General features: G+C 67.3%; 12 protein-coding genes and 7 pseudogenes. 10 read left to right on the top strand and 9 right to left on the bottom strand.

Features of this window, described 5'->3' with window-relative positions; all coding sequences use genetic code 11:
• Window positions 1–178: 178 nt before the first annotated feature.
• Both E0F75_RS38540 and E0F75_RS38535 read left to right on the top strand, forming a co-directional pair.
• A pseudogene (locus E0F75_RS38540) lies at window positions 179–340 on the top strand (ADP-ribosylglycohydrolase family protein); the annotation flags it as partial.
• A 155-nt stretch (window positions 341–495) separates the two neighbouring features.
• Entirely contained in the window at window positions 496–999 is a 504-nt protein-coding gene (locus tag E0F75_RS38535; protein ID WP_229315673.1) for a TspO/MBR family protein, read from the top strand.
• Window positions 1,000–1,410: 411 nt separating this feature from the next.
• Here E0F75_RS38535 and E0F75_RS38530 read toward each other — a convergent pair whose 3' ends face one another.
• Window positions 1,411–2,496, bottom strand: a complete 1,086-nt coding sequence (locus E0F75_RS38530; RefSeq protein WP_229315672.1) for a helix-turn-helix domain-containing protein — start codon at window positions 2,494–2,496, stop codon at window positions 1,411–1,413.
• A 99-nt stretch (window positions 2,497–2,595) separates the two neighbouring features.
• On the opposite strand from E0F75_RS38530, the gene E0F75_RS38525 reads away from it, so the two are divergent.
• A complete protein-coding gene (locus E0F75_RS38525; protein WP_229315670.1) occupies window positions 2,596–3,795 on the top strand; it encodes an MFS transporter in 1,200 nt (399 codons plus the stop codon).
• Window positions 3,796–3,944: 149 nt separating this feature from the next.
• Here E0F75_RS38525 and E0F75_RS38520 read toward each other — a convergent pair whose 3' ends face one another.
• Together E0F75_RS38520 and E0F75_RS38515 are read right to left on the bottom strand one after the other, a co-directional pair.
• Complete coding sequence (locus tag E0F75_RS38520) at window positions 3,945–4,550, bottom strand: dihydrofolate reductase family protein (RefSeq protein ID WP_229315669.1); 606 nt, start codon at window positions 4,548–4,550, stop codon at window positions 3,945–3,947.
• Between the two features lie 465 nt (window positions 4,551–5,015).
• Window positions 5,016–5,285 (bottom strand): annotated as a pseudogene (locus E0F75_RS38515) (TetR/AcrR family transcriptional regulator); the annotation flags it as partial.
• Between the two features lie 2,082 nt (window positions 5,286–7,367).
• Between E0F75_RS38515 and E0F75_RS40545 the strand changes: the two are divergent.
• The 3 genes and pseudogenes from E0F75_RS40545 to E0F75_RS38495 all read left to right on the top strand — a co-directional run bounded on the left by E0F75_RS40545 (window position 7,368) and on the right by E0F75_RS38495 (window position 9,715).
• Window positions 7,368–8,225 (top strand): site-specific integrase, encoded by an 858-nt coding sequence (locus tag E0F75_RS40545; RefSeq protein ID WP_374115514.1) that lies wholly within the window; start codon window positions 7,368–7,370, stop codon window positions 8,223–8,225.
• Window positions 8,209–8,388: pseudogene (locus E0F75_RS38500) on the top strand (IS630 family transposase); the annotation flags it as partial. The gene E0F75_RS40545 and the pseudogene E0F75_RS38500, both read left to right, overlap by 17 nt.
• A gap of 862 nt (window positions 8,389–9,250) precedes the next feature.
• Window positions 9,251–9,715: a hypothetical protein gene (locus tag E0F75_RS38495; protein ID WP_229315668.1), complete on the top strand. Its 465-nt coding sequence runs from the start codon at window positions 9,251–9,253 to the stop codon at window positions 9,713–9,715.
• 389 nt (window positions 9,716–10,104) lie between these two features.
• Here the strand turns inward: E0F75_RS38495 and E0F75_RS38490 are convergent, their stop codons facing one another.
• The 4 genes and pseudogenes from E0F75_RS38490 to E0F75_RS40835 form a co-directional block, all read right to left on the bottom strand.
• A complete protein-coding gene (locus tag E0F75_RS38490; RefSeq protein WP_229315666.1) occupies window positions 10,105–11,634 on the bottom strand; it encodes an FG-GAP-like repeat-containing protein in 1,530 nt (509 codons plus the stop codon).
• A 345-nt stretch (window positions 11,635–11,979) separates the two neighbouring features.
• Window positions 11,980–12,540 (bottom strand): SUKH-4 family immunity protein, encoded by a 561-nt coding sequence (locus E0F75_RS38485; RefSeq protein WP_229315689.1) that lies wholly within the window; start codon window positions 12,538–12,540, stop codon window positions 11,980–11,982.
• Entirely contained in the window at window positions 12,540–16,319 is a 3,780-nt protein-coding gene (locus E0F75_RS38480; protein WP_229315665.1) for a polymorphic toxin-type HINT domain-containing protein, read from the bottom strand. The genes E0F75_RS38485 and E0F75_RS38480 overlap by 1 nt, the downstream gene beginning before the upstream one ends.
• Window positions 16,320–16,427, bottom strand: a pseudogene (locus tag E0F75_RS40835) (ALF repeat-containing protein); the annotation flags it as partial.
• 484 nt (window positions 16,428–16,911) lie between these two features.
• Between E0F75_RS40835 and E0F75_RS38475 the strand changes: the two are divergent.
• Window positions 16,912–17,382, top strand: a complete 471-nt coding sequence (locus tag E0F75_RS38475; protein WP_229315663.1) for a hypothetical protein — start codon at window positions 16,912–16,914, stop codon at window positions 17,380–17,382.
• A 166-nt stretch (window positions 17,383–17,548) separates the two neighbouring features.
• Complete coding sequence (locus tag E0F75_RS38470; RefSeq protein WP_229315661.1) at window positions 17,549–19,135, top strand: trypsin-like serine protease; 1,587 nt, start codon at window positions 17,549–17,551, stop codon at window positions 19,133–19,135.
• Window positions 19,136–19,642: 507 nt separating this feature from the next.
• Here E0F75_RS38470 and E0F75_RS38465 read toward each other — a convergent pair.
• A pseudogene (locus tag E0F75_RS38465) lies at window positions 19,643–20,828 on the bottom strand (IS701 family transposase).
• Between the two features lie 264 nt (window positions 20,829–21,092).
• Between E0F75_RS38465 and E0F75_RS38460 the strand changes: the two are divergent.
• Window positions 21,093–21,611: a hypothetical protein gene (locus E0F75_RS38460; RefSeq protein ID WP_229315659.1), complete on the top strand. Its 519-nt coding sequence runs from the start codon at window positions 21,093–21,095 to the stop codon at window positions 21,609–21,611.
• Between the two features lie 1,029 nt (window positions 21,612–22,640).
• Here the strand turns inward: E0F75_RS38460 and E0F75_RS38455 are convergent.
• Window positions 22,641–23,184: pseudogene (locus E0F75_RS38455) on the bottom strand (GNAT family N-acetyltransferase).
• Window positions 23,185–23,225: 41 nt separating this feature from the next.
• On the opposite strand from E0F75_RS38455, the pseudogene E0F75_RS38450 reads away from it, so the two are divergent.
• Window positions 23,226–23,495 (top strand): annotated as a pseudogene (locus E0F75_RS38450) (transposase); the annotation flags it as partial.
• Window positions 23,496–23,593: the final 98 nt, after the last annotated feature.

Genomic DNA, 23,593 nt, shown 5'->3' with positions numbered 1-23,593 from the left:
TGGACATGTGCCGACCGGTCCGGCACCAGGCCGGTCGGGACTGCGGGTTCGTGGCTCTGACTGCGTGCCCGGCCGGTCGGCTCGTCGGCGCCGTGCGTGATGCGCGCGTTCCAGGGGAGGCGCCAGGGTGCGAAGCGATGGGCATGGGACGGAGGACGAGAGGACCGCATGAGCGAGAACGACGGCCGCGGTGACCGGAGGCCTCGCCGGGGCGTACTACGGCCTAGAAGCCATCCCCGCCCGCTGGACCGACCCACTCCACGTCCCCCTGCCAGGATTCGAAGGGCGGGTCCCGAGACTGCCGGACCTGCACGACCTTGCCATCCGCCTTGAGAGCTGAACCGCCGCCAGGGTACGGCGGCCCCCATGCGACTGAGCTCGCCACTCCCGCACGCTTCGGTTCGCGAAGCGCCGGCCGGGGAGGAGTGCATCCGAGCAGGGCTGGAGGGCGGAAGCTCAGGTGTCCGAACGCCGCGATCGTCGCAGGGAGCCCTGGTGTCTGAAGTGGCCAACCGAGTGACCGCACATGGCGCGAGAGCATGGGCCGCCCTGATCGGCTTCTTGCTGGCGGCGTACGCCGCTGCTGCGGTGGGTGCCCTCGCCTCCGCGGATGCGGCGACGGTCTACACGTCACTGGACTTGCCGGTCTGGGCTCCTCCCGCCTGGCTCTTCGGCCCTGTCTGGACCGTCCTCTACGCCACTATCGGTGCTGCCGCATGGTTGGTTTGGCGGCGGCAGGCCGCACCGGACAGGAAGCCGGCGATCGCGTGGTGGGTTGTGCAACTGGCCCTCAACCTCGGCTGGACCCCTCTCTTCTTCGGACTGGGCGAATACGGCGCCGCCCTCATCGAAATCCTCCTCCTGGTGGCCGCGACGAGCGTCACGATCCTGTTCTTCAGCCGCGTGTCCAAAGCCGCTGCGCTCCTGCTCGTTCCCTACCTGGGCTGGGTGTGCTTCGCCACGGCCCTCAACGCGGCGATCTGGACGGCGAATGGCTGACGGGCGCCGGCCGCCCCAGCTGAAGGCGCCCGCCGGGGCATCCCGCCCCAGCAAGGCGGGTCGCCCCGAGCTGGAAGCGGTGCCGCGAGTGCGACCATCTGTATCCAGGCAGCTGGTCCTCGAGATCACGAGCGCCGCACTCGAACCCGCCGATCTTGAGAGGCCCCCGATGCCCGGCGTATCCAGCCCTGATCGACCTTGACCCTGCCGGACGCATGCTCCAGCTCGACCTGAGCCGGGGGCAGATCGAAGACGCCCCGCAGTATCTGCCCGCCCAGCACCGTGCAGACCCGGAGTACCGCGCGGAGATCGCCGAGTACTAGGGGAAGACCGGGCCCTGTGAGGGAGCCATGGGGCCGGCGGTCGAGTCGTGGCTGGACTGTGCCGATGGCGCCGCCAGCCTGCTGCTGTTCAGCGCAGGAGGGCGGTGAGGAGGTCTGTGCCGAGTGTCGCAATGTGTGTGTGGTCGAGGGTGTAGTGGACGTAGCGTCCGTGCCGCCGGGCGCTGAGGAGGCCCGCGTGGCGTAGGACGGTGAGGTGGCGGGAGACTTCCGGGGGAGAGAGTTTCCAGGCATGGGCGAGTTCGCTGTTGGTGTGCGGGCCGCGGGCGAGGGTGCGGAGCAGCCGCAGCCGTACGGGGTGTGCCAGTGCTTCGAGTCGAAGAGCGACGGTCTCCTGCGGCACGGGCTGTGACGGGCTGCGTTCGGTCGCCGGGTACTGCACGACCGGCCGCCGTCCTGGTGCGTGGATGACCACCAGGTGCGGGCGGCCGTAGGCGCTGGGGATGAAGGTGACGCCTTGGTCGTGGGCGGTGGTTGTGTTGTCCTGCAGTTGGTCCACGATGATGCTGTCGCCGTCCGGTGCCAGGGTGACCGCGCTGGAGACGGAGCCGAGAGCTGCCTCGATCCCGTGTCGTTTCAGCAGGTCGTTCTTCAGCCGCAGGTCGGTGGCGAGTTCCGTGGCGACGGCGGTCCAGGCGGTGGTGAAGAATGCCTCGGCGCACTGTTCGAGGGTGCGGCGTACCTGCGCTCGTACGGCGGTCGGGTCTGCGAGGAGCCGCTCCGCGAAGGCTTCTTGGAGTGCCCCTCGGGCTTGGGCGAGGTCCAGGGCGTGCTCGCGTGCGGCTCGGTTGGCGAGTGGTGACGGTGCTGGAAAGTGGATGCGGTTGTTGCCGCATGTGGTGGTGAGTGCGGTGGCGACGTAGGTCTCGTCGTCGATCCGGTCCAGGTCGTCGAGCTCTGCTGTGAGGGTGCGTCGGGGTCGGGCGGGGACGAGGAAGTCGGCTCGTGAGGAGCGCCAGAGGAACTGCGCTTCTCTCAGTTGCCGGGCCAGTTCGGACGGCATTGCGGCCCAGACGCCGTCGGCCCAGTCGGCCAGCTGCGGGTGGTGTGCGGGTTCGGCCAGGACGTGCAGCATCGCCGTCAGCTCGGCCAGCGGGGAGGCGGCGAACCGCAGCCGTCCGGCGGGCAGTCCAGTGATGTCGATGCGCAGCGTCATCCCTCCATCATCGAGGGCCGGGTGGCCGATGACGCCGCCGGTTGACGATGTGCGTCAACCGGCGTGCCGCATCGCCGGCCCGGCTTCAGCTTGGGCGCCATGTCAACCACCACCCGGATCCGTCCCCGCGCTCTCCTGCATGCGTCCGGAGGCCCCCGCTACGCCGTCGCTCTCGCCGTGGACGCGCTCGGCACGGGCTTGTTGCGGCCGTTCCTGCTGCTGTACGGGGTGATGGTCCTCGGACTGTCCGCCTCGGCGACCGGCATCGCGATGACAGTCGGCATCGTCGCGGGCCTCATGTGTATGCCCGCGGTGGGGCGATGGCTGGACCGGGGCGCACGCAGCACGGTCGTGGCGGCGGCGATGCTCGTGCGGGTGCTGGGCGTGGTGCTGCTGCTGGCCACCCCGACGGGCAACGCGGGGCTGTTCACTACGGCCGCGCTCTTCCTCGGGATCGGCAACCAGGCATGGCCGGCCGCCCACGCCGCCCTCGTGGCCACCATCGCCCAGGGGCGGGAACGCGACGCCGCCCTCGCAGGAGGCCGCGCCCTGCGCAACGCCGGACTGGGTGCCGGGGCCCTCCTTGCCACCGCATGCCTGACGGGCGGCACCACCGCCTTGCATGCTCTGGCAGTCGTCACCGCCCTCGCCTACCTCGCCGCGGCGGCCCTGACATGGTCCGTCCACGTGCACGCCCACTCGACCGCTCCCGCTGCGGTCGCGGTCGTGGCCAAGGACGAGGGCGGCGAGCCTGCACCCCGGATGCGTACGCTGCTGGCCGCCAACGTGATCTACGCCTTCTGTCTCAATGTCCCGGAGATTGCGCTCCCCCTGGTTCTGGTGACGCAGATGCACGCTTCCCCGATGTGGCCTGCGGTCATCTTCGTGGCCAACACGGTGCTGGTGGTCACCTTGCAGGTCCCCGTCACCGTCCTGCTGTCCCGCTTCCCCCGCCGGTCCGTGCTGGCGGTCGCCGGTGTGGTGCTGACCGCCTCCTACCTCGGCTTCCTCGCGGCCGCATCCCTGGGACACGGCTGGGCTGCCCCGACCATCACGGCGGTGTCCGTGGTCTGCACCCTCGGCGAGATCATCTATGCGGGCAGCGCCACCGCCCTCGTTACCGCCCTCGCCCCGGCGCATGCGCTCGGACGAGTCCTCGCCCGCTTCCAGCTCTCCACGGGTCTCGGGCTCGCCGTCTCCCCGGCGGCCATCACCGCTCTCGCACCCCACGGTCCGGCTGCCCTCTGGGGCGCCCTTGCCGCCGCGACGCTCCTGGCTGCCTCCGCTGTCGCCGGCTGAGCATGCTCGCCTGCGAGGCACCACACGTCGTAGGGTCGGCGGTGCGCGCAGCCGGGGGAGTGGGCCCGGCCCTGCATACGGCCGTCGTTCGGAGAACGCTGATCCGGGGGCGTGAGGTGGCTCGGCCGAGACCAACGGACGAGGTGACGTCACGCAGGGACGGCGAGCGGCGGGTGGTCGAGCACGCGCGGTTTGTATTCGACGAGCTGGATGCTGTTGTCGAAGGTGCGGTGCTCGATCATCTCGAGAGCAACGTCAGGGTAACCGTCGTAGATGCGTTCCTCGCCCGTGGCGCCCGTGATCACTGGGAACATCACGACGCGGAAGCGGTCGACGAGTCCGGCTCGTAGCAGGGAGCGGGACAGGCTGAGGCTGCCGATCGTGCTGAGGAGCCCCGAGCCGCTTGATTTCATGGCGCTGACCGCTTCGACGGCGTCGTCGCGGACGAGGGTGGAGTTGGCCCAGGTCAGCGGCTCCTCGAGTGAGGAGGAGAACACCAGCTTCGGCGCTCGTGTGAGATCGTCGACGGACGCTTCCTCTTCGGGCCGGAACTCGTCCTGGCCCTGTGGGACCGCGCCTGCGGCGAAGCCCGACATCAGGCGGTAGGTGTTCGCTCCCATGAGGTAGGTGGCCTGGGGCTGTTTGCCGAGCCATGCGAGGTACTCCGGGCCTTCGAGGCCCCAGAACCCGGGCCATCCCTCTCCTGACGCGTAGCCGTCGAGGGAGGTGATGAAGTCGACGAGAAGCTCCGACATGGCGGTGTCCTTTCCTGGGCTGTCACGAGCTTGGACCGTCCGGGAGCGGCAAACTCATCGGCCGCGCCGCAGAGCAGGAGGGATCGACCCGGGCGAGCCGAGCCGTCATGATCGGCTCGGCTCGGTCATGCAGTCGGGCCATCAGACCTCGCCGTCGTCGGCGAGCTGTCCGTCCGTCGAGGACGCCGCGAGGGCCGTGCGGGGGTCTCCCGAGGCCCGCGGGTGGGGGTCCCGATGGGGGTGATCCGGGTTCGTCGACGTCAGGGATCACTCTGGGCGTCGTGTTCTTCCGGCGGTCCCCGCCGTTCCCGCCTCAGCCCGACCCCTTCCGCAGGTGGAGACCGGTTGCTGTGTACGGGGCCGGGCTCTGCCGGCTGCATGCCTGGCCCGGATACCGCAGTGTCACCTGGCGTGTGTACGTGCCCCCGGCCGGTTGTGGGTGGCTGGGGGTGGGGGAGTGGGGGGCTAGAGGCCGGCTTGGTGGCGGAGGCCGGTGAGGTCGAGGGCGGAGCGGAATTGGTCGGTGTCGTCGTGGCCGTCGAATTCGTCGACGATGTCGTGGATGAAGGGGAATTTCTGGGGGGTGAGTTCTCGCCAGGTCTGGGCGAAGCGGCCGAGGTACTCGTCTCGATCGTCTCGGTTGGTTGCGCCGTCGAGGATTTCCTGGGGTGGTTCTTGGCCCATGTCGATGGCGGAGCCGACGACGACGCCGATGACTGCTGAGACGGCGGGAAAGCTCGTGTATCCATAGAAAACAGCAAGGGCCAGTGGCATTACGATCTCACGGGGAAGGCGCACTACGCTAAGGGGTGCAACGTTCCTACACCCCACAAGATGTGGCAGCCAATGAACTCCAGAGCATCCCACGGATGGGGCAAACCTGAGCGGAAGAACACCTCCGCAATGGGCTGGGGCGATCTCTTCAAAGTTTGGTGGCATGTGCGACGACGATGAATGAATCTACAGAATTCCACGGAATGCGCCCCTGGCGCGTCGGAAGCGAGATCATTGACTGAGAGGACACGCCTCTCGGGTACGTAGACGTTCACAACTTTGCAGGCTTTCTCGGAGTCGTTGAAAATCCGGGCGAAATCTCGCTCAATTTTCGACGGACCGAGAGAGAAAGTTCGATTTCGGATCCGCTGTATGGAAATCCAAGAAGCAGTGATCCATCCGGTCTCGCTGGAGTTCCCGGAGAATCAAGAGTACTTCTATGCGTTCGAAAGCCCGGGGGGTTGCGTCTTTGAATTTGAACTGCAACGCTTTCAGGCAAGGTGACCGCAAGGAGGATTTCCTTTGAAGTCGTGAATTAGTTCACGATGGAGTAGCCCCCTTTCATGCTGAGTGAAAGAGGCTGTTCGGGTACATGGTGCCGAGACAGGGCCTCTTCGTCCTTGGAGTGGTGACTCACGCCGGCGACGAAGAGGCCGAATTGCTTGACCGTCGGCAGGCTCCCCCCGGAGCGCCGGCATGGGCCGGGCGCAGGCCGATCGTGCAGGCGATCGTCTCCCTGCTGCCGACACCGAGTCCTGGGGCCACCGCCACCACCGCCGCTGACCCCAGCTACCGGTGCCCCGTCTTCCGCGTGTCCACAGCGGAAGGCGGGGCATCAGCCTGCGCCCGACCGGGTACGCCCGCAGCGTTTCGAGACCAGGGGGAGAAGCTGGTGTTGGCCGGGGCGATGGTCGCCTGTGTCTGGTCTAGCAGGTCGGCTTCAGCGAAAGCGAGGAGGCGGCGGCCGCTTCGCGGTTGGTTCTACTTCTCGGATCCGCATCCTTCAATGTCGACGGTCTTCAACCCTTGCCAGGCGGACCCTGCGTTCATCCCTCCCCACGCTCCATTGAAAGGCAGCTCCTGCACCGGATGGATCGTGCCGTCCGATCGGCGCTCCCATGCTTTGCCGTTCCTGTCGAGAATGACCAGTCCAACAAGCTCTGCGATGCGGCTGTCCTGAAGAGGGTGGTCTATCGGGATCTCGAGCCGCCTGCAGGGAGGCAGGGTGCCGACAGGCCTATAGCTGGGGGTGCTGGCATCCTTCATTCGCGCGAAGAGCCATAGACGTACTGGGTCAGTCGACCGATTGGCCACCACGGCCGTGAAGTGCCCTTCTCCCCAGAAGGTGACCCGGGCTACCTGCTGCCGTTCCTCTTCGTCCTTCTGGTCCTGGGCTTGGTCGAGTTGAACATCGGCGAGTGCTACCGCCTTGACGGTCGCCCAGGCGGAGACGGACAGGCCGATGGCTGCGATGAGCGCTGCAAGGACCGCGGTGTGTTTTGTCCAGTCCGAGCGCTGATACCACCCACGAACGGCGTCGAAGAATCGCCGGATGCGTCCAGAGGCTCGGGCAGTGACGTCAGGTGCTGGCTCCAGCGGGGCTGCGAGCTCCTGAGACCGAATCGGTGGTCGCGGGGGAAGCTGACGTATGCGCAGCCGTGGAGGGCGGGGACGGGGCAAGAGAGGGGCCTCGCATTCACGAACGGATCCTGCCCTCCTAGACGCATGCCTGGAGGCCCGAGTTCCCTGAGCGTGACGAGACGGCGACGGCAGGTTACTGGCCGGGCTTCACCGGGACGATCTCGACAGCGCTGACCCTCGTCTCGGGCGGACGAGATGGACGCCGACACCGTCAACCGGCCGCTGTCCATCGCGCGCAAGGCGATCGGCTGGTGGCAGCGCTAAGGCTGGATCGAGGGCGATGCGACGATCGGCATCGAGGGGCGGCCTGCGCCGCCGGACCGCACCAAGGCCCTCGCGGAGAACCAGATCGCCGCCCTGTGGCGCCTCGACGTTGCGCTGCGGGAGAAGACGCAGTGGAAGATGCTCTACGAGTCCGCCGCACGGGCCGACGAGGTGCTGTGCCTCAACGTGGAAGACCTCTACCCGCAGGACAAGCGCGGCAGGATCACCGCCAAGGGCGGGGCGACGGAGTGGATCCACTGGCAGTCCGGCACCGCCCAGATCCTGCCCCGCCTCATCGCCCGCCGTACCCGCGGCCCGCTGTTGCTCACCGACCGCAAGGCACCGACCGGAACATCCACGCTCGACGTGTGCCCGGAGACCGGCCGGGCCCGGTTCTCCTACCGCCTCGCTGAGGAGATCTTCGAGGAGAACACCCGGCTGCTGGCCAACCCCCTCGCCTCAGCCGACGACATCGAGGACCTGGACGGCTGGACCGTGCACCGGCTCCGCCACAGTGCCCTCACCCACGACGCCGAGGACGGCACCTCCCCCCGATGCTGCTGGCCCGCTCCCGCCACGTCTCCGTCCGCTCCCTGGAGCGATACGCCCGCTCCGGCGTCGATGCGGTCGCTCGGCACGTCGCCAAGCGCGACCCTGCCGCACGTCGCCGGACGTGACACCCATGTCGGCTGGTGCCGGCGTTCATGCCTGCCCCCTTCCATCGTTTGCCTGGACTCAACGCATCCCGGGCAGACAACGGAGCTCGTTGATCTTCAGCAACCGGGCAAGAAGGAGATACACCAGGGCTGTCGCGAGTGCCCCGGCAGCCAAGACGACAGCAGTGGGCCACGTCCCCTCTCCCAGGCCGGCGCACACACGCGCTGCGGCCCAGCCCGGCCCAGCAGCCGGGCACGCGGCGCACAGCAGCTTCGCGTAGGTGCTGCGCAGACCTCAGACGTCCGTCGTCGATCCGGCCCTCTTCAAGCTGTCCACTGATCCGCAGTTTGTCGACAAGGTCGTCGACGTCGTCGGGCCCTACCACAATCCGCCGCAACGGGCAGTGGTGTTATGCGTGGATGAGAAGAGCCAGATCCAGGCTCTGGACCGCTCGCAGCCGGTGTTGCCGATGATGCCGGGCATGCCCGAGCCGGCGGCGCATGGATCCCCCCCATCCTCCTCGCGGCCGACGTGCCGGACGGAACCAAGACCGACGAGCTCTTCGACCTGATGACAGCCGAACCCCGAGTGGCCAGCGCGGTGGTGACGTCCAACAACGACGGCGTCGCCCCAGCAGAGGGCTGGACACTCCACTGCCCAGGACCAGACGAGACCATCGTCCTCCCCGGCTCCGGCCTGCCCATCAAGCTCCAAGGCCTGACCGACAACCACTTCGCCGACGCCATCGAGCTGCTCACGCTGTCCGCCAGCGCTACTGACGTACCTGCCCACGACGTCTGGCTGGACGACCTACTCGATTCCGATGAGGAACCGGAGGAACAACAGGAGCAAGATCCGGAAGACATCTCAGACCCCGAAGAGAAGAGCGACAACCAGGAAGAAGCGTCCAAACAATCGGCCGCCACGGGGCCGACTGCCGAGCCTGACGAGGACGGCATGCCCGCCGAATACGCGGACGTCGAACGGGAAGAGCTGGACACCCCATACAGCGACTACACCGTCCGCCCCCGCGAAGCCAGCGCGACGCCAGACCAACCTGCTTTCCACCAGGCTGACCCATCCACCAGCCCCCGCGAGCCTCCCTCCAGGGACCACCTCCGTAGCGTCCCAGGCCATCCCGGCGCACCAGGCAGAACCGGACCCCGCCGTGGCAACGCCAGCAGCCATCAGCACGCTCCCGGTTCCGGCTCAGCTCCCCGCTGCCGGCCCATTCCACGACGCCCCCACAGCGGCGAAGCCGACACCGGCCCTGCAGACTTCTCTCCTACCTCGCCCTCAACCCCGGCGTCGATCACCACGCCATCGACGACGCACTCTGGCCGGGCCGCCTGGTCAACAAGCAGATGCGCAACTCCGTCATCAGCCGCACACGATCCTGGCTCGGCAAGAACGTGGACGGCGACGCCCTATTCCCGCGTGTCCAGGACACCGGCGACAGCCGCTACTGCCCCTCCCGAGCTGTCACCTGCGACTGGCACCAGTTCCAGGCCCTTGCCCGCACAGGCCTCGGCCGCTACGACGAAGACGGGGACCTCGCCCTGGGTAGAGCCCTCGCGATCGTCCGCGGCCGGCCCTTCGCTGCAATCGACCCCCAGCGCTACGCCTGGGCCGAGCCGACTGTCCAGGAAATGGTCTCGGCTATCGCCGACGTCGTCTACGAGCTGTCCACCCGGCGCCGGGAGGCCGCCGACTACGGTGGCGCGCTCTGGGCCGGGCACAGGGCCTTCTCGCCGCGGAGGAGAACGAGCTGCTGCACCGCCAGGTCTTCCTCGCCACCACGGAGCCGGAGACATGGGCGCCCTCCGTGAAGCCGCCGCGCGGCTGGCCCGCATAAACGACGGCCTCGGCGGTGGTGTTGATATGGAGGCGGAGACTGCGCAGCTGCTGAGCACACTGCTACCGAGGTCGGTCAGCCTGCGCTGACATGCAGGGTCCGCAGTGTCGTGAGCAATTCCGCGTGGTCGAGGTACCCTCCAGGTTCTCGATCTTCGTCGCCGACGACATAGCCGCCCGCCCTGGGCGTGGGCGCTGCGGACCAGCAGCACCCCGTGTACGGGGGCGAGGCACAGCTCCTACTCCGCAGCACGCTGAGGACGCCTGACATGAGCGGCGTCCTCAGCGTTGCAGTGAGGATTTGCGTCCCGCTGGGTTTATGTTGGAATCCCAACGTCAGAATCCGCTGCGGGTCAGTCCAGGGTTACGCGATGTGCCTGACGCCACCCCAGGTAGTACCGCCCCACACATCGACGCCCTCGATGATGTCGCCCTGGCCGTTGCCCTTGTACAGATGCAGGGAGCCTTCGGCCCAGACTGCCATCAGGTCAGCTACGCCGTCGCCGCTGTAGTCATCGCCAGCCATGAGTCTGACAGTGGACCAGGTGGCCTTGCCCCAGGCGCTGAGGTGGCCGTTGAAGTGGCCGTCGCCCTTGCTCTTGTAGAAGTGCAGGGTTCCGTCGTTCCACACGGCCATGAGGTCGGCGATGCCATCTCGGTCGAAGTCGCCGCCGACGAACTGGGTGATGGTGCCCCAGATGCTTCCGGCGTTGCCGCCCATCGCGGCGGGGGTGCTCTTGGCGATGTTGCCGTTCCCGTCGCCCCTGTACAGGTGGAGGGTGCCGGTGTCCCAGACGGCGAGGATGTCGGTCCGGCCGTCGCCGTCGAAGTCGCCGGTGGTCATCTGCTTGACGGTGGCCCAGGTGTTTTCTCCGTACAGCGCGGGACTCGGGCCGCCGATGCTGCCCTGACCGTCACCCTTGTAGAGGTGAAGGGTTCCCTCGGGCCAGACGGTCAGCACGTCCGCGATGCCGTCGTTCGTGAAGTCGCCCTTGACCAGCTGCTTGCTGTCCTTCCACGACAAGTCACCGAACTGCTTCGTCTGGTAACCGGTCAGGCCCTGCGTGCTGCCCGTATAGACGTGAAGGGATCCCTCGGCCCAGATCGAGGTCAGATCTGCGATCCGGTCGCCGGTCATGTCGCCCTGTGCCGCGAAGGCCGTGTTAGTGATCCAGGTGCCGATGTCGTCGACCCGGGTGTCAATGGCGCTCGTGCGGACCTCGGACGGGTCAGTGCCCAGGCAGCCTCCCTGCCACGAACGGGAATTCACAGCGACAAGCTCCGGCGTACCGTTGACGATGCGTACAGAGGGGCCGCCGCTGTCCCCTTGGCACACGATCGCGGTCTCTGAGCCGTTGAGGTTCAGAGTCGTGTCAGTGGCGGAGGCGACGGAAAAGGCGCCGGTGTGAAGCTTGTTCGGGACCCAATCAGTCTTGGTCCGGCCGAATCCGGCCTTCGTCAGGTTCTCACCGCTGGTGGCGGGGGTCCCGGCGAGGCGTACGGGCTTGACGCTGGTGCCGGGAACCTTCTTGTCCAGCCTGACCATGATGAGGTCACGGTCAGTGTGCGGGACGAGGTAAACAGCCTGCTGGATGCTGCCGCCGGTCTGGGCCAGATCAGTGCGGCCCACGGTGATTGTGGTGGGGACGGTGGGCTTGCCGGCGGTGGGTATGCCGGCAGCAGTGAAACAACTAGCGGCTGTCAGCACCCACTGGGGGGCCACGAGGGAACCGGTGCAGGCTGTCCGCTCCCCGATGTTGACCTTCGCGACGAAGTTGAACTGGGCTGCGGCGTCGGCCCCTGTGAGAGCGGTCGCGGGAGCAGTAGTCAGTGTAGTGGCGAGTATGGCGACAGTACTTGTGGTCCACAGGACGCGTGAATGCTTGGTGGTCATGAGTGTTCCTTGACGATGGGGAGCCGAGCGGGTGCGGTCGTACCCGCGTGGCGAGGCTGACCGTGCTTCAGGGCGTGCCGCTGTGAGTGGAGTGGGCGCGACGGCCAGTCGGTGATTTAGGTGACGAGGAGTACTGGGAGGGGCTCAGCCGGAGATGCGGAGTTTGACCAGGGGCGCGGGCTCGCTTCTGATCCCTGTCGCTTCTCCGTAGCCGGTGAAGCGACAGGCGTCGGTGCGTCGACGACCAGGCTGAACGGCCGGAGTGTCGTCTTCACCGGGTTATCCGTGGTGAGGCTTGGTTCCGGCCGGATCAGCGGCCAGGCTGACGTTCGCGCCGCGACGCTGCTAGCCGCTCATGGACCTCACGATGAACTTCCACAGTGAGCGCTCGTTGGTTCCAACGTTCGCGTCCCGGAGGGTAGCGAACTCAAGGAAATCGTCCAGGACATCGAAGACCTCGATGTACCAGCCCATTTCCTTCGCTTCCAGCCACGTGTGGTACCAGCGCCAGGAGGTCTCCACGAATGCGTTCACCGATGAGTTGACGAACACGTCCGGCCACTCTTCCAGTTGCAGTCCTCGAATGTCTCCCTGGCCGGTCACGCCGATCTTCCATCGCCAGTAGACGCCAATCCGAAGAAAGGGATCGACTGGGCTGCCGGCTTCCTCCACCAGCGTTCCGCCAGCTTCGGGTGCGAAGCCGAGCTCCTCAACGTTCGGGATCCCCCACTGCTCCAGCAGGACAAGGTCCTGCTCCGAGAGGGTGCCGGAAACCAGGCTGCTCGGCGGGCGAAGCCGCATCGCCTTCTCGGGAACCACAAGTTCTGCAAGGTCGGCGGTCAGTGCCCGATGGACGGCCGCGAGATGCGCGGCCAGGATGTCGGGGTCTTGTGGTCTTTCGTTCATCACTTACCTCGATCTCGCATGAACCGGTTCAACGCTGCCCAGTTCTGTCGAGCGTCCCCTTGCAGGCTGAAGGTTACTTCTGCGTTGGGATACTTCTTCACGTAAACCATGCAGACATATGGTTCATCGATGCATGGTGCGCGCTCCGAGTATATTCGCTTGATAGCTTCGGGCTTGATTTTGTTGGCTTCGAGAATCTTGCCGATCACATATTCCGAGTGATCTCCGTTGGGTATGTTCTTGGCTGTGATGGTGGCGAGCCCGGATTCTGTCTCGTACTCGAATACTGCGATGTTTCCCTTGGGGTCCACAGACTTGCTGAGGCGGTATTCGATGGCCATCTCAGCCAGATCACTTCCCCCTAGAGGGATCATCCGGCAGTTCTGATTGTGTACCAGAACGGGGGTCTTTCCCGCCAGGACGTAGAACGTGTGGAGCGAGGAGACCGAGAGGTTGTACGTTCGGGCGTTCTCGTCGAACGCACGGTTGCCGGTGATCGTCACGCTCGCGCCGGTGTCGGTGCGCAGGGTCTGCCCGGTCTTGAGGTGCCCCGCCTTCACCCAGCCGGCCGCGGAAGGCGACCAGAAGGGGTGCTCGCGGGTCGCGGTGATCTTTTCCGTCCTGCCGCCGGAGTCGAGACTGATCTCGTTGAACCGCTTGTCGTGTTCAGTGACGATCAGATCGATTACGGGGCTGGCCTCGCTTTGGCCCGTGCTGGGGTCAGTTGCCAGGACCTGGTCACCGGGCCGGATCGACTCGATGTTCCGCGCGGACCCGTCGGCCATGAGCACCTTGGTGCCCGGAAGGAAGCACTGGAAGCACTTCGCCACCTTCGTGCTCAGCCTGTACGCGTCCCTCAGGCCGTCGACATTGTCGATCGTGTCCAAGGCCTTCTTCCCCTTGCCGGGGGGAAGTACCGCGATGGCCGCCATGACACAGGACACGAGCGTCGGGTTCTCGATGCAGGCCTTGATGTCATTCGCGCCGGAGAACTCCCAGACCACCTCCTTAAGGAAGGGGTCGATCGGCGGCATCTCGATGACGAACTCACCGGGGGCGAGGACGCACGCGGCAAGGCCCGCGACCTCGTGGTTGACCCGCGGCACGCACGTGCGCTTGGGCTTCTGTCGCAGCTCGACCTGAACCGCTTCCTCGTACTGGCGGCGCTTCTCGGCCTCCTCGGCCTGACGCTTCTTCAGCACATCCTCCCAAGCGGTGGACGCGGCAGCCTTCGCCTCCTCGGAGGACTGACCGGCTGCGAGTGCCTGGCGTTGGGCGTCCTCGGAGTACTGCCGGGCGATGGCTGCCGAGCCGCGCGCGTAGCTCGCCGAGAACTCCGCGTTCGCGGCCGAAAGGGCGGCATCGTTCGCGTCCTTCGCGGCGCTGTCCGCAGCCGTGCGTGCCACGGCGGCCGACTCGTGCGCCTCGCCGGCAGAGCCCTCGGCGTCCGTGGCGTGCCTGATCGCGTCGAGCGCGTGGTTCTCAGCCTGCTGCGCTGATGCCGATGCTGCGGTGGCCGCTGCGGTGGCCTCGTCCCGCGCGTCCCTGGCGTCTGCCGCAAGCTTTGCCGCATCCCACGCCGCCTGGTGCGCCCGAGCTGCGGCGCCGGCGGCGTTGGCGATGAGCTGGCGCATCTGCGACACGTGGGTGGCGGTGAGGTGGTCTCGCTCTGCGGCGCTGTACTGACCGACCTTTATGAAGGAGTGAAGGCTCTCGCGTGAGCCGGTGAGGGCGGCTTGTGCCGCGGCCTTGACCTCGGCGCCCCCGTCGCTGGCGAGCTGGGTGGCCTGGACTCGCTCGTCGATGCTGCGAGCCACGTGCTGACCGCTCTGCAGGAACTGCAGAAGGACCTTGGGTGAGCCGCTGGTGAGTGCCTCCTGCGCTTTCTTCCGGACGGTCGGACCCCCCGTGCTGTACAGCTGGTTCGCCTGCACTCTGTATTCGATCTCCGCGGCCTGGTACTGACCGTCGGCGAGGAACGCCTTGTACTGCTCGGGCGGGCCCTGCAGTGCCGTGGACGCGGCGGTGCGCACCGCCGCGTACGGGCTGGTTGCGATGAGGTCCTCGATGCGCTGGCGGTGGTCATCGTGGACGGCCTGCTTCAGTCCGGTCCTCAGGTACGCAAGCATGTCCGCGTTGGTTCCGCCGAGCGCCCGTTCTGCGGCCTCCTGGCTCCAGGGGCCTTTCTGACGGGTGATCTGCACAGCCAGCTTGCGTCCGGCGAGCGCGAGAGCGGCTGCGTCGGCGTCGGGCAACGCGGCTTGTGCGGTGAGGCGGGTGATCTCGGCTTCGAGAGCCTGGTCCTCCTTGAAGACGTCGCTGACGCCGAGGGTGAGCTGTTCCTCGGCGGCTGCTTCATCCGCGGCGCGCGCGAGACCGGCGGCGGTGCGGGACCGCACGTCCTCTGCCTCGCCATCCCGGGCGAGCTTGAAGATTTTGTCAGCCGTGGTCACGGCGGTGGCGGCAGTGGAGGCCGCTTCCTTGGCGGCGACGGCGTGCTTCTGGGCGTCTGCCGCTGCTGTCGCAGACTCGCCGGCGTGGGCGGCGGCTTCCTCGGCTGCCTCGGCGGAGTTGAGGGCGTGGGTGACAGCGGAGTTGGCGCGTGCGGCTGCCTCGTCGGCAGCAGCGGCGGCGTCGCGGGCCAGTCGCTCCGATGCGTCGGCGGCCCTATCGGCCTCCTCGGCGTGGCGGCGCGCGGAGGCAGCGGCGGAGCGTGCTTGCGCGGAGGAGGCGCCGGCGGCCGCGGCGAGGTCACCGGCCCGGGTCGCTGCCGCAGCGGCAGCGAGTGCGTTGGCTGTGGCGGAGCGGGCAGCACCAGCCGCGGCAGCAGCTTGCAGGGATGCCTGACCGGCGTACTTGGCGGCGTCGGCCGCGCGCTTCGCGCCCTTGGCCGCGTCCCTGGCCTTGGCTGCGGCGGACCGGGCTTCCTCGGCCTTGCCCGCGTCCGTCGTGGCGGCAGCGGCAGCCCGCTGCGCCCGGGACGCGGCATCTGCGGCACCGATCGCTGCGGCTGCGGCCGCGGCGGCAGCGTCGGCGGCGATGCGGGCTGCGCTGTTCGCCGCCGAGGCAGAGGCAATCGCCTGCTGTGCGGCGGCGGCCGCGCCGCGCGCCGCCTCCGCCGCGTTCTTGGCGGCCTCGCCAGCTCGTTTCGCGTCGGTGCCAGCGTTCCTGGCTTCCTGCTCGGCCGTGGCCGCGGCCGTCTTGGCGGCGTCAGATGCGGTGACGGCCTGGTCGGCGGCGACCTTGGCAGCGCTCTTGGAAGCCTCCGCCTGCGCGCCTGCGAGCTCGGCCTGCTGGGCCAGCTGGGCGATGCTCGCCGCCTCGTTGTCGCGGGCCCGCGCGATGTGCTGGCCCGCGTCGAGGAAGTCGTGGAGATCTTGTGCCGTTCCCGTCAGCGCGGCCTTCGCTGCTGCCTTGAGATTGGTCCCGCCCACGCTGTAGAGCTGGATGGCCTGGACACGTTCGTCGATCTCTCGCTGAACGTACTGTTCGTCTTCGAGGAAGCGGGTGAGGTCCTCGGCATCCCCTTTGAGTAGCACCTCCTGCGCCTTCTTCTTGACGCCAGGCCCACCGGAGCTGGAAATCTGCGTCACTCTGACGCGGTCGTCGATCTCCTGGTAGGTCTGCCAGCCGTCGCGCAGGAAAGTGCTCAGCTGATCAGGTGTACCGAGGAGTGCCTCCTTCGCGGCCTTCTGCAGCGACGGGCCGCCGAAGCTCATGATGCGGTACCCGGAGGCCCTGTCGTCCTTCTGGACCTCGACCTCCAGCGCGGTGGTCAAGAACTTCTTGACGTCCTCGTCGGAACCGAGGAGTGCAGCCTCTGCTGCCGCCCTGACACCAGGGCCTCCGGCTGTCATGGCGGAGACGGCCCTGGTGCGGTCCGTCATCGAGGGTGCCGACACCGCCGACGGCGCCTCGCCGGCGAGCGCGGGGGACGACCCCAGAAGTCCGGCTATGAGAGCCGCCGACAAGGGCGCCGCCAACCTGGCCTGGAAGCCAGTCTTTGCTCTCGCACCTCCCTTGGTCCGTCTGGCTGCGGAAAGCAGCCGCTGCGACCTCAGCACAACTGATCCTCCTGGCGTTGCATTACACGCTGATCAACCGAAAGATCCAGTTTGTCCGCTTCGCAGGGCCTTGTGATCTTTAGTGATGATCTTAGTGTGGCAAAAAAGAAAAAAGATGATCTAATGTCCGTTTTCACTCCAACCTGCAGGCCTATAGCAGAGGTTGGCGATCCATCACCGGGACTTTACCGTGTCATCACATGTGTAAAAATTCGGTGCCCGTACGCAGTTCGCACCTGCGACAGAGATTGGACGTGTACAGACAATGCGCACCCCGAGAGTCCTTCTGATCGGCCTCGCGGCATCAGTGACCGCAGCGATCGGCCTCGCCACTGTGGCCAGCGCTCAGCCGCAGGCACAGTCCCTGGCCACCGTCGTCACGGCGGATGAGCCGACCCCGACACCCCCGATAGCGGTCGAGAATCTCACCCACCCGAACGGCGACGCGCTCGCCGGCAACGGCATCCGGCTGAAGCGTGGTGACGGTCGCATCGTGCTGACCGAGTGCACGAGCTCCTACGACATCTGGATCGACACCCGCGCCATCCTCCGCGGCATCTGCTTCAACGTCACGTCGACCTCGGGCTATCTGGAGCTCGAAGTTCCCGATGCCATCAACATCGCCACCGGAAACCATTCCCTCAAGGCCAGCCTGACCACCAACGGCACCGAGAAGACCGTCGTCGTCCCCAAGAACGGGTGGCAGCCGGTCGGCGAGGGCGACAACAACACTGGCAACAAGCCCGCCGTGCTCGTGGAGCTCAGGGTCACAGGCTGACCCCCGGCGTCCGGCGAGCCTTCACTCCACGGCGTCCCGGAATATCGAGGCCAACATCGAGACCCCCACGCACAGCACGGGAACGACCAAGGCTGGCCTCCACCGCAGTCATCCTGGGCCGCGCATCCGCCGCCTGGTAGATCACCAATCCATTCGAGGTATCCCCATGTCAACCGCCCGGTTGTGCACCGCGGCTGCAACCAGCCTCGTCGCTCTGGCCCTGGCCGTCGGCGTCAGCTCCATCCCCGCTGGCGCAATAAGCGGCGCCACCGCGCCCAGCACCTCTTACACTTTCACCGCGAAGCTGGAGATCGGCAGCAGCGAGGCCACCAGGCGCAACTGCACCGGCGTCCTGGTCAACCCTCGCTGGGTGCTCACGGCGTCCACCTGCTTCACCCGAGGGCTCACCCCACTCGAAGCCGGCCCCGTGCCGGAGAAGGCGGTCGTCACGGTAGGACGGAACAACCTGACCACGGCGACCGGTCTGATTACCGAGGTGACCGAGGTGGTCCCCTACCAGGGCCGCGATCTGGTCCTGGCCCGACTGAAGAAGCCCGCCTTCGGAGTCACCCCCGCCACGCCGACCGCCACGGCGGTCACGGCGGGCGAAACGCTGAAGAGCGCAGGCTTCGGACAGACGACAGCGGACTGGGTCCCTTACAACCTGCACACCGGAAACTTCACCGTCGACGCCGCCAACGGCCCCACCCTGGACATCACCGGCCAGAGCGGCGCGGCTGTCTGCGACGGCGACGCCGGCGGCCCCCTGCTGCGCGAGAAGGACGGCAAGACCGAGCTGGTCGGCGTCAACAGCAGATCCTGGAAGGGTGGCTGCTTCGGTACAGCAGCCACGGAAACCCGCACGGGCGCCCAGTCCGTCAACGTCTCCGACACCTCCGCCCGGACCTGGCTCAAGGCGGAACGCGAGTTTGTTCAGATGGCCGACGCCAACGCCGACGGCCTGGACGACATGATCATCCAGAACCTGAACGGCGACATCACCGTACGTCTTGCTGTCAAGGGCGTGCTGGGTTCCGGCAATCCCCTGTACCGCTTCCACGAGGGCAACCTCTGGAGCAGCGGCTGGGCGAACTTCATCGGCCAGGAGGGCAAGGGCCGCCTCTATTTCGCGGACATCAACGCCGATAACAAGGCCGAGATGATCGTCCATGCCCTCGACGGCTCGATCGCCGTGCGCCCGAACCTCGGCGACGGCTGGGGCAGCAGCGTCACCTGGAGCAGCGGCTGGGCCAACTTCCTTGGCCACGAGGGCCAGGGCCGCCTCTACTTCGCGGACGCCAACGCCGACAACAAGGCCGACATGATCGTCCACTCCGCTGCTGACGGAACTGTCGCGGTCCGCCCGAACCTGGGCACCGGCTTCGGCAGCAGCGTCACCTGGAGCAGCGGCTGGGCCAACCTCCTCGGCCACGAGGGCCAGGGCCGCCTCTCCTTCGCCGACATGAACGGCGACAAGAAGGCCGACATGGTCGTCCAGGCCGCTGACGGAACTGTCGCGGTCCGCCCGAACCTGGGCGCCGGCTGGGGCAGCAGCGTCACCTGGAGCAGCGGCTGGGCCAACTTCCTCGGCCACGCCGGCCAGGGACACCTCTACTTCGCCGACTCCGTGAACAACGGGGGCACCTCCGACGGCAAGGCCGACCTAATCGTGCACAGCACCGATGGCAAGCTTGCACTCCGCGAGAACACCGGCGCCGCCTTCGCCATCGTCACGGGGGACGACTGGGTCTGACCTCCAACCTCGTAGTTGAGGAGACGCCGCTGTCCGGGGGACTCGTTGTCACACGAGTCCCCCTTCGGTACGGGCCACGGTGAGCTGGAGGTGCGCACCGCGGGGTGGCAGTGTCGGTGGGCGAGGCAGCCACTGCGACAGGAGCGAGGACGGCAGCGAGGAGACCAGTCACTTCGCTCGATCAGATCACCGCGAAGCAGGTTGTCACCACGCCCCACGATTGCCGATGGCTACGCTCTCCGCGGCACTGAGCGCCACCACCACCTGCGCCTGCCCCTCCTCGACGCCAAGAGCGCCCGTGGCGAGCGCTTCGGCCACACGCGTCGCGTGCCCGAGCGGCCTAGTACTGCAACGGTCTTTGGCTTGACGGTTGGGCAGTTTCCGGTGGTGTGTGGCCGCGTTGTTTGTAGTGGCTGAGGCGGGCTTGGTGTTGGCGTCTGCGTCGCCAGTTCGACCAGTGCAGGACGTGGTCGATGGGTGCCGGTTGTCGGTAGGTGAGGCGGTGGATCAGGCGTCTGAGCTCGGGAAGGCTGAGGGGGACGAGGCCGGAGGATCCGTTTCTGCTTTCCCGGTGTCGAGTTCGCGGGCTCGCAGGACAGTGAGGCAGGCGTGGGCGGCCATGGCGAGAGTCATGTGGCGGTGCCAGCCGGGGTAGCGGCAGACCTGGTAGTCGTCCAGGCCGCACTCTTGTTTCGCGGTCTGGAAGCACTCCTCGACCGCCCATCGGCTGCCGGCGACGCGGATCAGCTGGTCGAGGGTGGTGCCGTCGGAACAGTAGGCGATGTAGTACGAGATCTCCTGGGGTCGGCTCACGCTGCGGCGGGCGATCACCCAGTGCCGCCGGTCTTCCCGGTGCCAGGGCCTGACCTCGACCCTCGCCCAGTCGAAAACACGTGGTCCGTGCGAGCCGTTGCCGCAGGCGCGGCGCTTCCACTTCTGCCTCGGCAGGTCGTGGAACAGGTCGTGAACCGGGTGGTCCATGGCCCAGCGGGTGACGACGGTGTCGTGGCGGGTGGTGGCCATGACGTGGAAGACATCGGCAACGCTCGAGCTCGGTCCGCCAGCTTTTCGAGTAGCCGTAGCCGGCGTCCGCGGTCACCCACCCGAACGGGATCTTCTCCGCGATCGCCCGGCGGACCATCGCCCTGGCCATCGCGACCTTGGTCTCGAAGCCGACCGTGTCGTCGATGCCGGCCCGCCGGCACCGTTCACGATCGTCCGTCCAGGACGCCGGCAGGTAAAGACGCCGGTCGATCAGCGTCCGACCCAGCGGAGCCGCATAGGCGAGGAAGACTCCGACCTGGGAGTTCTCCGTCCGCCCGGCTGTTCCCGAGTACTGCCGCTGAACCCCGGCCGACCGGGTCCCCTTCTTCAGGAAACCGGTGTCATCGACGATCAGCACCGCCTCCCGGTCGCCGAGATGCTCCACGACGTACTCGCGAACATCGTCCAGGACCTCCTCCGCGTCCCAGTCGATCCGGTTCAACAGCCGGTGGATCCGGTCCGGCCCTGCATGACCGGCCTCCTCCGCCAGCGTCCACCCGTTCTTGCGCTCGAGCGGGGCTATCAGCCCACGCATATACGCCAACGCGGACTCACGCGGCTCCGACCTGGCAAAACGGTGCACGAACCGATCATGCAGAGCCTTCGACTCACCCGCCCACGACCGGGCATCAACCAATATCCCACCCATGAACAGACCAACGACCAAGCAGTCAAACCGTCACGACAAGAACCGTTGCAGTACTAGGCCAGGCGATGTTCGACCTATTGCACCCAATGGATCTAAGCCCTACGAAACGGGCTAGGCCCGCGCCCCCTCCGCAGGGCGCGGGCGGAGCCCGGTGGCCGGGGGCTGTTCGGTCGGTACCCCATGACACACTCCTACCTTGATCACAGGGCGTCTGGTTCTGTGACCTGGGAGGGGACGACTGTGCGAGTAGCGAAGTGGGCGGCTGTGGCGGTTACGGCCGTCATGCTTGGAGCCGCGGGCTGCAGCTCGGGCGAAGGCGATGGCGGGGATGCGAAGGCGTCGGCGTCGCCGCGGCCTCAGGGCACCGGGCCGCTCACGAAGGGCATCGTGCGCGCGGATCTGGACACGTCGGTCGCGGATGCGGGCGTCCTGGCGAACGCACCGGAGTACGCCCAGAACTTCGAACGATCCCCGACCGGCTCGAAGCCGTCATGCACCGTTGCGTTCAAGGGCTTCGGTACCGATACGAACCCGGTCGATCTTGCCCGCTTTGAGGTGCTGGTGGGCGAACTGCGTGAGCGGGCCTGGCAGCAGCCCGGGGACCGGAAGGAGCGCAAGGACAGGGACGGGGTGATCGGTGTGGCTGAGGTGGTACTTAAGCAGCGCGGCTGGCGCATGGTCGCGGAGTACCAGAGCATCCCGGAGGAGGGCGTGATCACCCTGATGGCCTTCGATGAGGCGTGCATGAAGAAGTACGGCACCAACACCGGGCCGGTCAGCTGACCGGCATCTCCTGCCGCCAGGCCGACTTCTGGCGCCGGACCGGGGCAGACATCGCTGTACGCGGTCGATCCGGCGCGACCACGGTCCGCGAACCATGCCGGGGGACGACACTCAGGTCCTGCTACCGCACCCTGAGTGCGAGGCACACACGGAGCGATCACCCACGAGGTGTGGAGCAAAGCCGTGAACCTTCGCTGCGGCCGCACGCCACGCAGCTACACCCAGGCTCCCCGGCCTGATCTGGTGCGCACCGCCGATGAACTCGGCGCCGCGCTCGCCCGAGTCTGGGAGCAGAACGGCCGCCCTTCCACCAGGGAAATGGAGAGGAGGGCGGAAGGCCGCTACAAGGAGACACGAGCACCTCTCTCTCGCAGCACTGCGGAGAGGGTCTCCCGGCGCAAGTCGCTGCCCGGTTCGGAACGGACTCTGCGCGCCTATCTCGTCGTCTGCGAGGTACCCGAGGCGAAGTTCCCCATGTGGGTCCAGGCGTGGGGACGTGTCCAGGGGCGCCGCCAGGCCGTGCGGGAGAGAGAACGAAGGGAAGCGAATAGGGTCATCCAGAAAAGCAGGCTCCCGAGGCCAAGGCCCGTATGCGGGAGGCAGGGCTTGTTCCACTCGACAAATTCCGCGGACCGGTGGCACCGTGGTCCGCCCGGCACATCCCGTGCGACACGGTCAGCCGATTCCGGTTCCGTTCGGTTCTCGAAGGAACCGCCCACTGCCCCGTCTGTAATGAGCTCCTCCCCGCGGTTGAGGCCGGGACCCCGACTCTGGGACCAACGGTCGTGGGGCGCCTGACGGTCGCCAGCAGAGCCAGCAGAATTGACTGACACCAGAGCCCCCAGGCCTGCCTGGGGGCTCATCTGCGTCACTCGCCATCGACAACGCCCGAGTCGCCGCTTCTCAGGACATGGGCCTGCCCTTGATTCCGATCCCTAGGACTGGCCGACCTACGACTCGCGCCTGTTCGGAATGGCGATCGCGCAGCGGATGACCTGGAACGTTCCCGGTTCCGGTCTGCGAGCGAGGTCAGGAAGAGGACGGGACGCGCAGGTCGCGCAGCATCACCGAGAAGTTCGGGGAATCCGCGAACGGCTGCCGACTGCCGACACGGCGGTATCCCCATTCCTCGTACCGCGTCTGAACCTTGGGATGGCTGGGGTCGACCAGGAGCACGGCCAGCGCCTCGGGCCGGTCCTGCAGGAGCGCGGCGTGCAGCTGCTCGGCGGCCCCGCTCTTCCGCCACCGTGGGCGCACCATCAACTCCGAGACACTGAAGGTCGAGTCGTCCACCGACGGCACCGCCAGGTGCTCGCGCCACCACTCCCGGCCCGGTGTGGCCGGAGCGCCGTACGCGAACCCGACCGGCTTCGGCACCGGCGTAGCCGATGACGCAGGAGAACGCGGGGCTGGAACCCCAGTAGTCCACGAACCAGGGGAAGCGCTGGACGAACTCGTTGTCCATCTCGGCGGCGTAGGCGTCCGCGTGCACGTCGAGGAGGGTCTGCCGTATGACCGGCAGGTCCTCGTGGGTGAATCGGCGGAGGTCGACGGCGGTCATGAGCTGCTCCATTCGGTCCGGTAGCGGTCCATCCACTCGTGCGCGAGGGCGGCGGGGGGCTTCCCGAGTGCTGGCTCCTGGCCGAGTGGCCGGCCGACCAGGCCGAACCCGTCCAGTTCTGGCTCTCCGACCTACCCGCCGACACCCCGCTCACCACACTGGTCCGCCTGGCCAAGCTCCGCTGGCGTATTGAACACGACTACCGCGAGATGAAGCAGGCGTTGGGCCTGGCCCACTTCGAGGGCCGCACCTGGAACGGGTGGCACCACCACGCCACCCTCGTCTCCGTCGCCCACGCCTTCTGCACCCTGCAACGACTGGCCAGAGCCCCCAAAAGACACCAAGCCGGCCTGAGCCTCTACCGCATCGTCCGCGAGCTACAGACCCTCCTCGCGACATGGACCGGCGTATGCCCCACCTG

The sequence above is a fragment of the Streptomyces sp. CB02980 genome (assembly GCF_014451325.2).
GTDB lineage: Bacteria > Actinomycetota > Actinomycetes > Streptomycetales > Streptomycetaceae > Streptomyces.
This window is presented reverse-complemented; position numbering and strand designations above follow the sequence as displayed.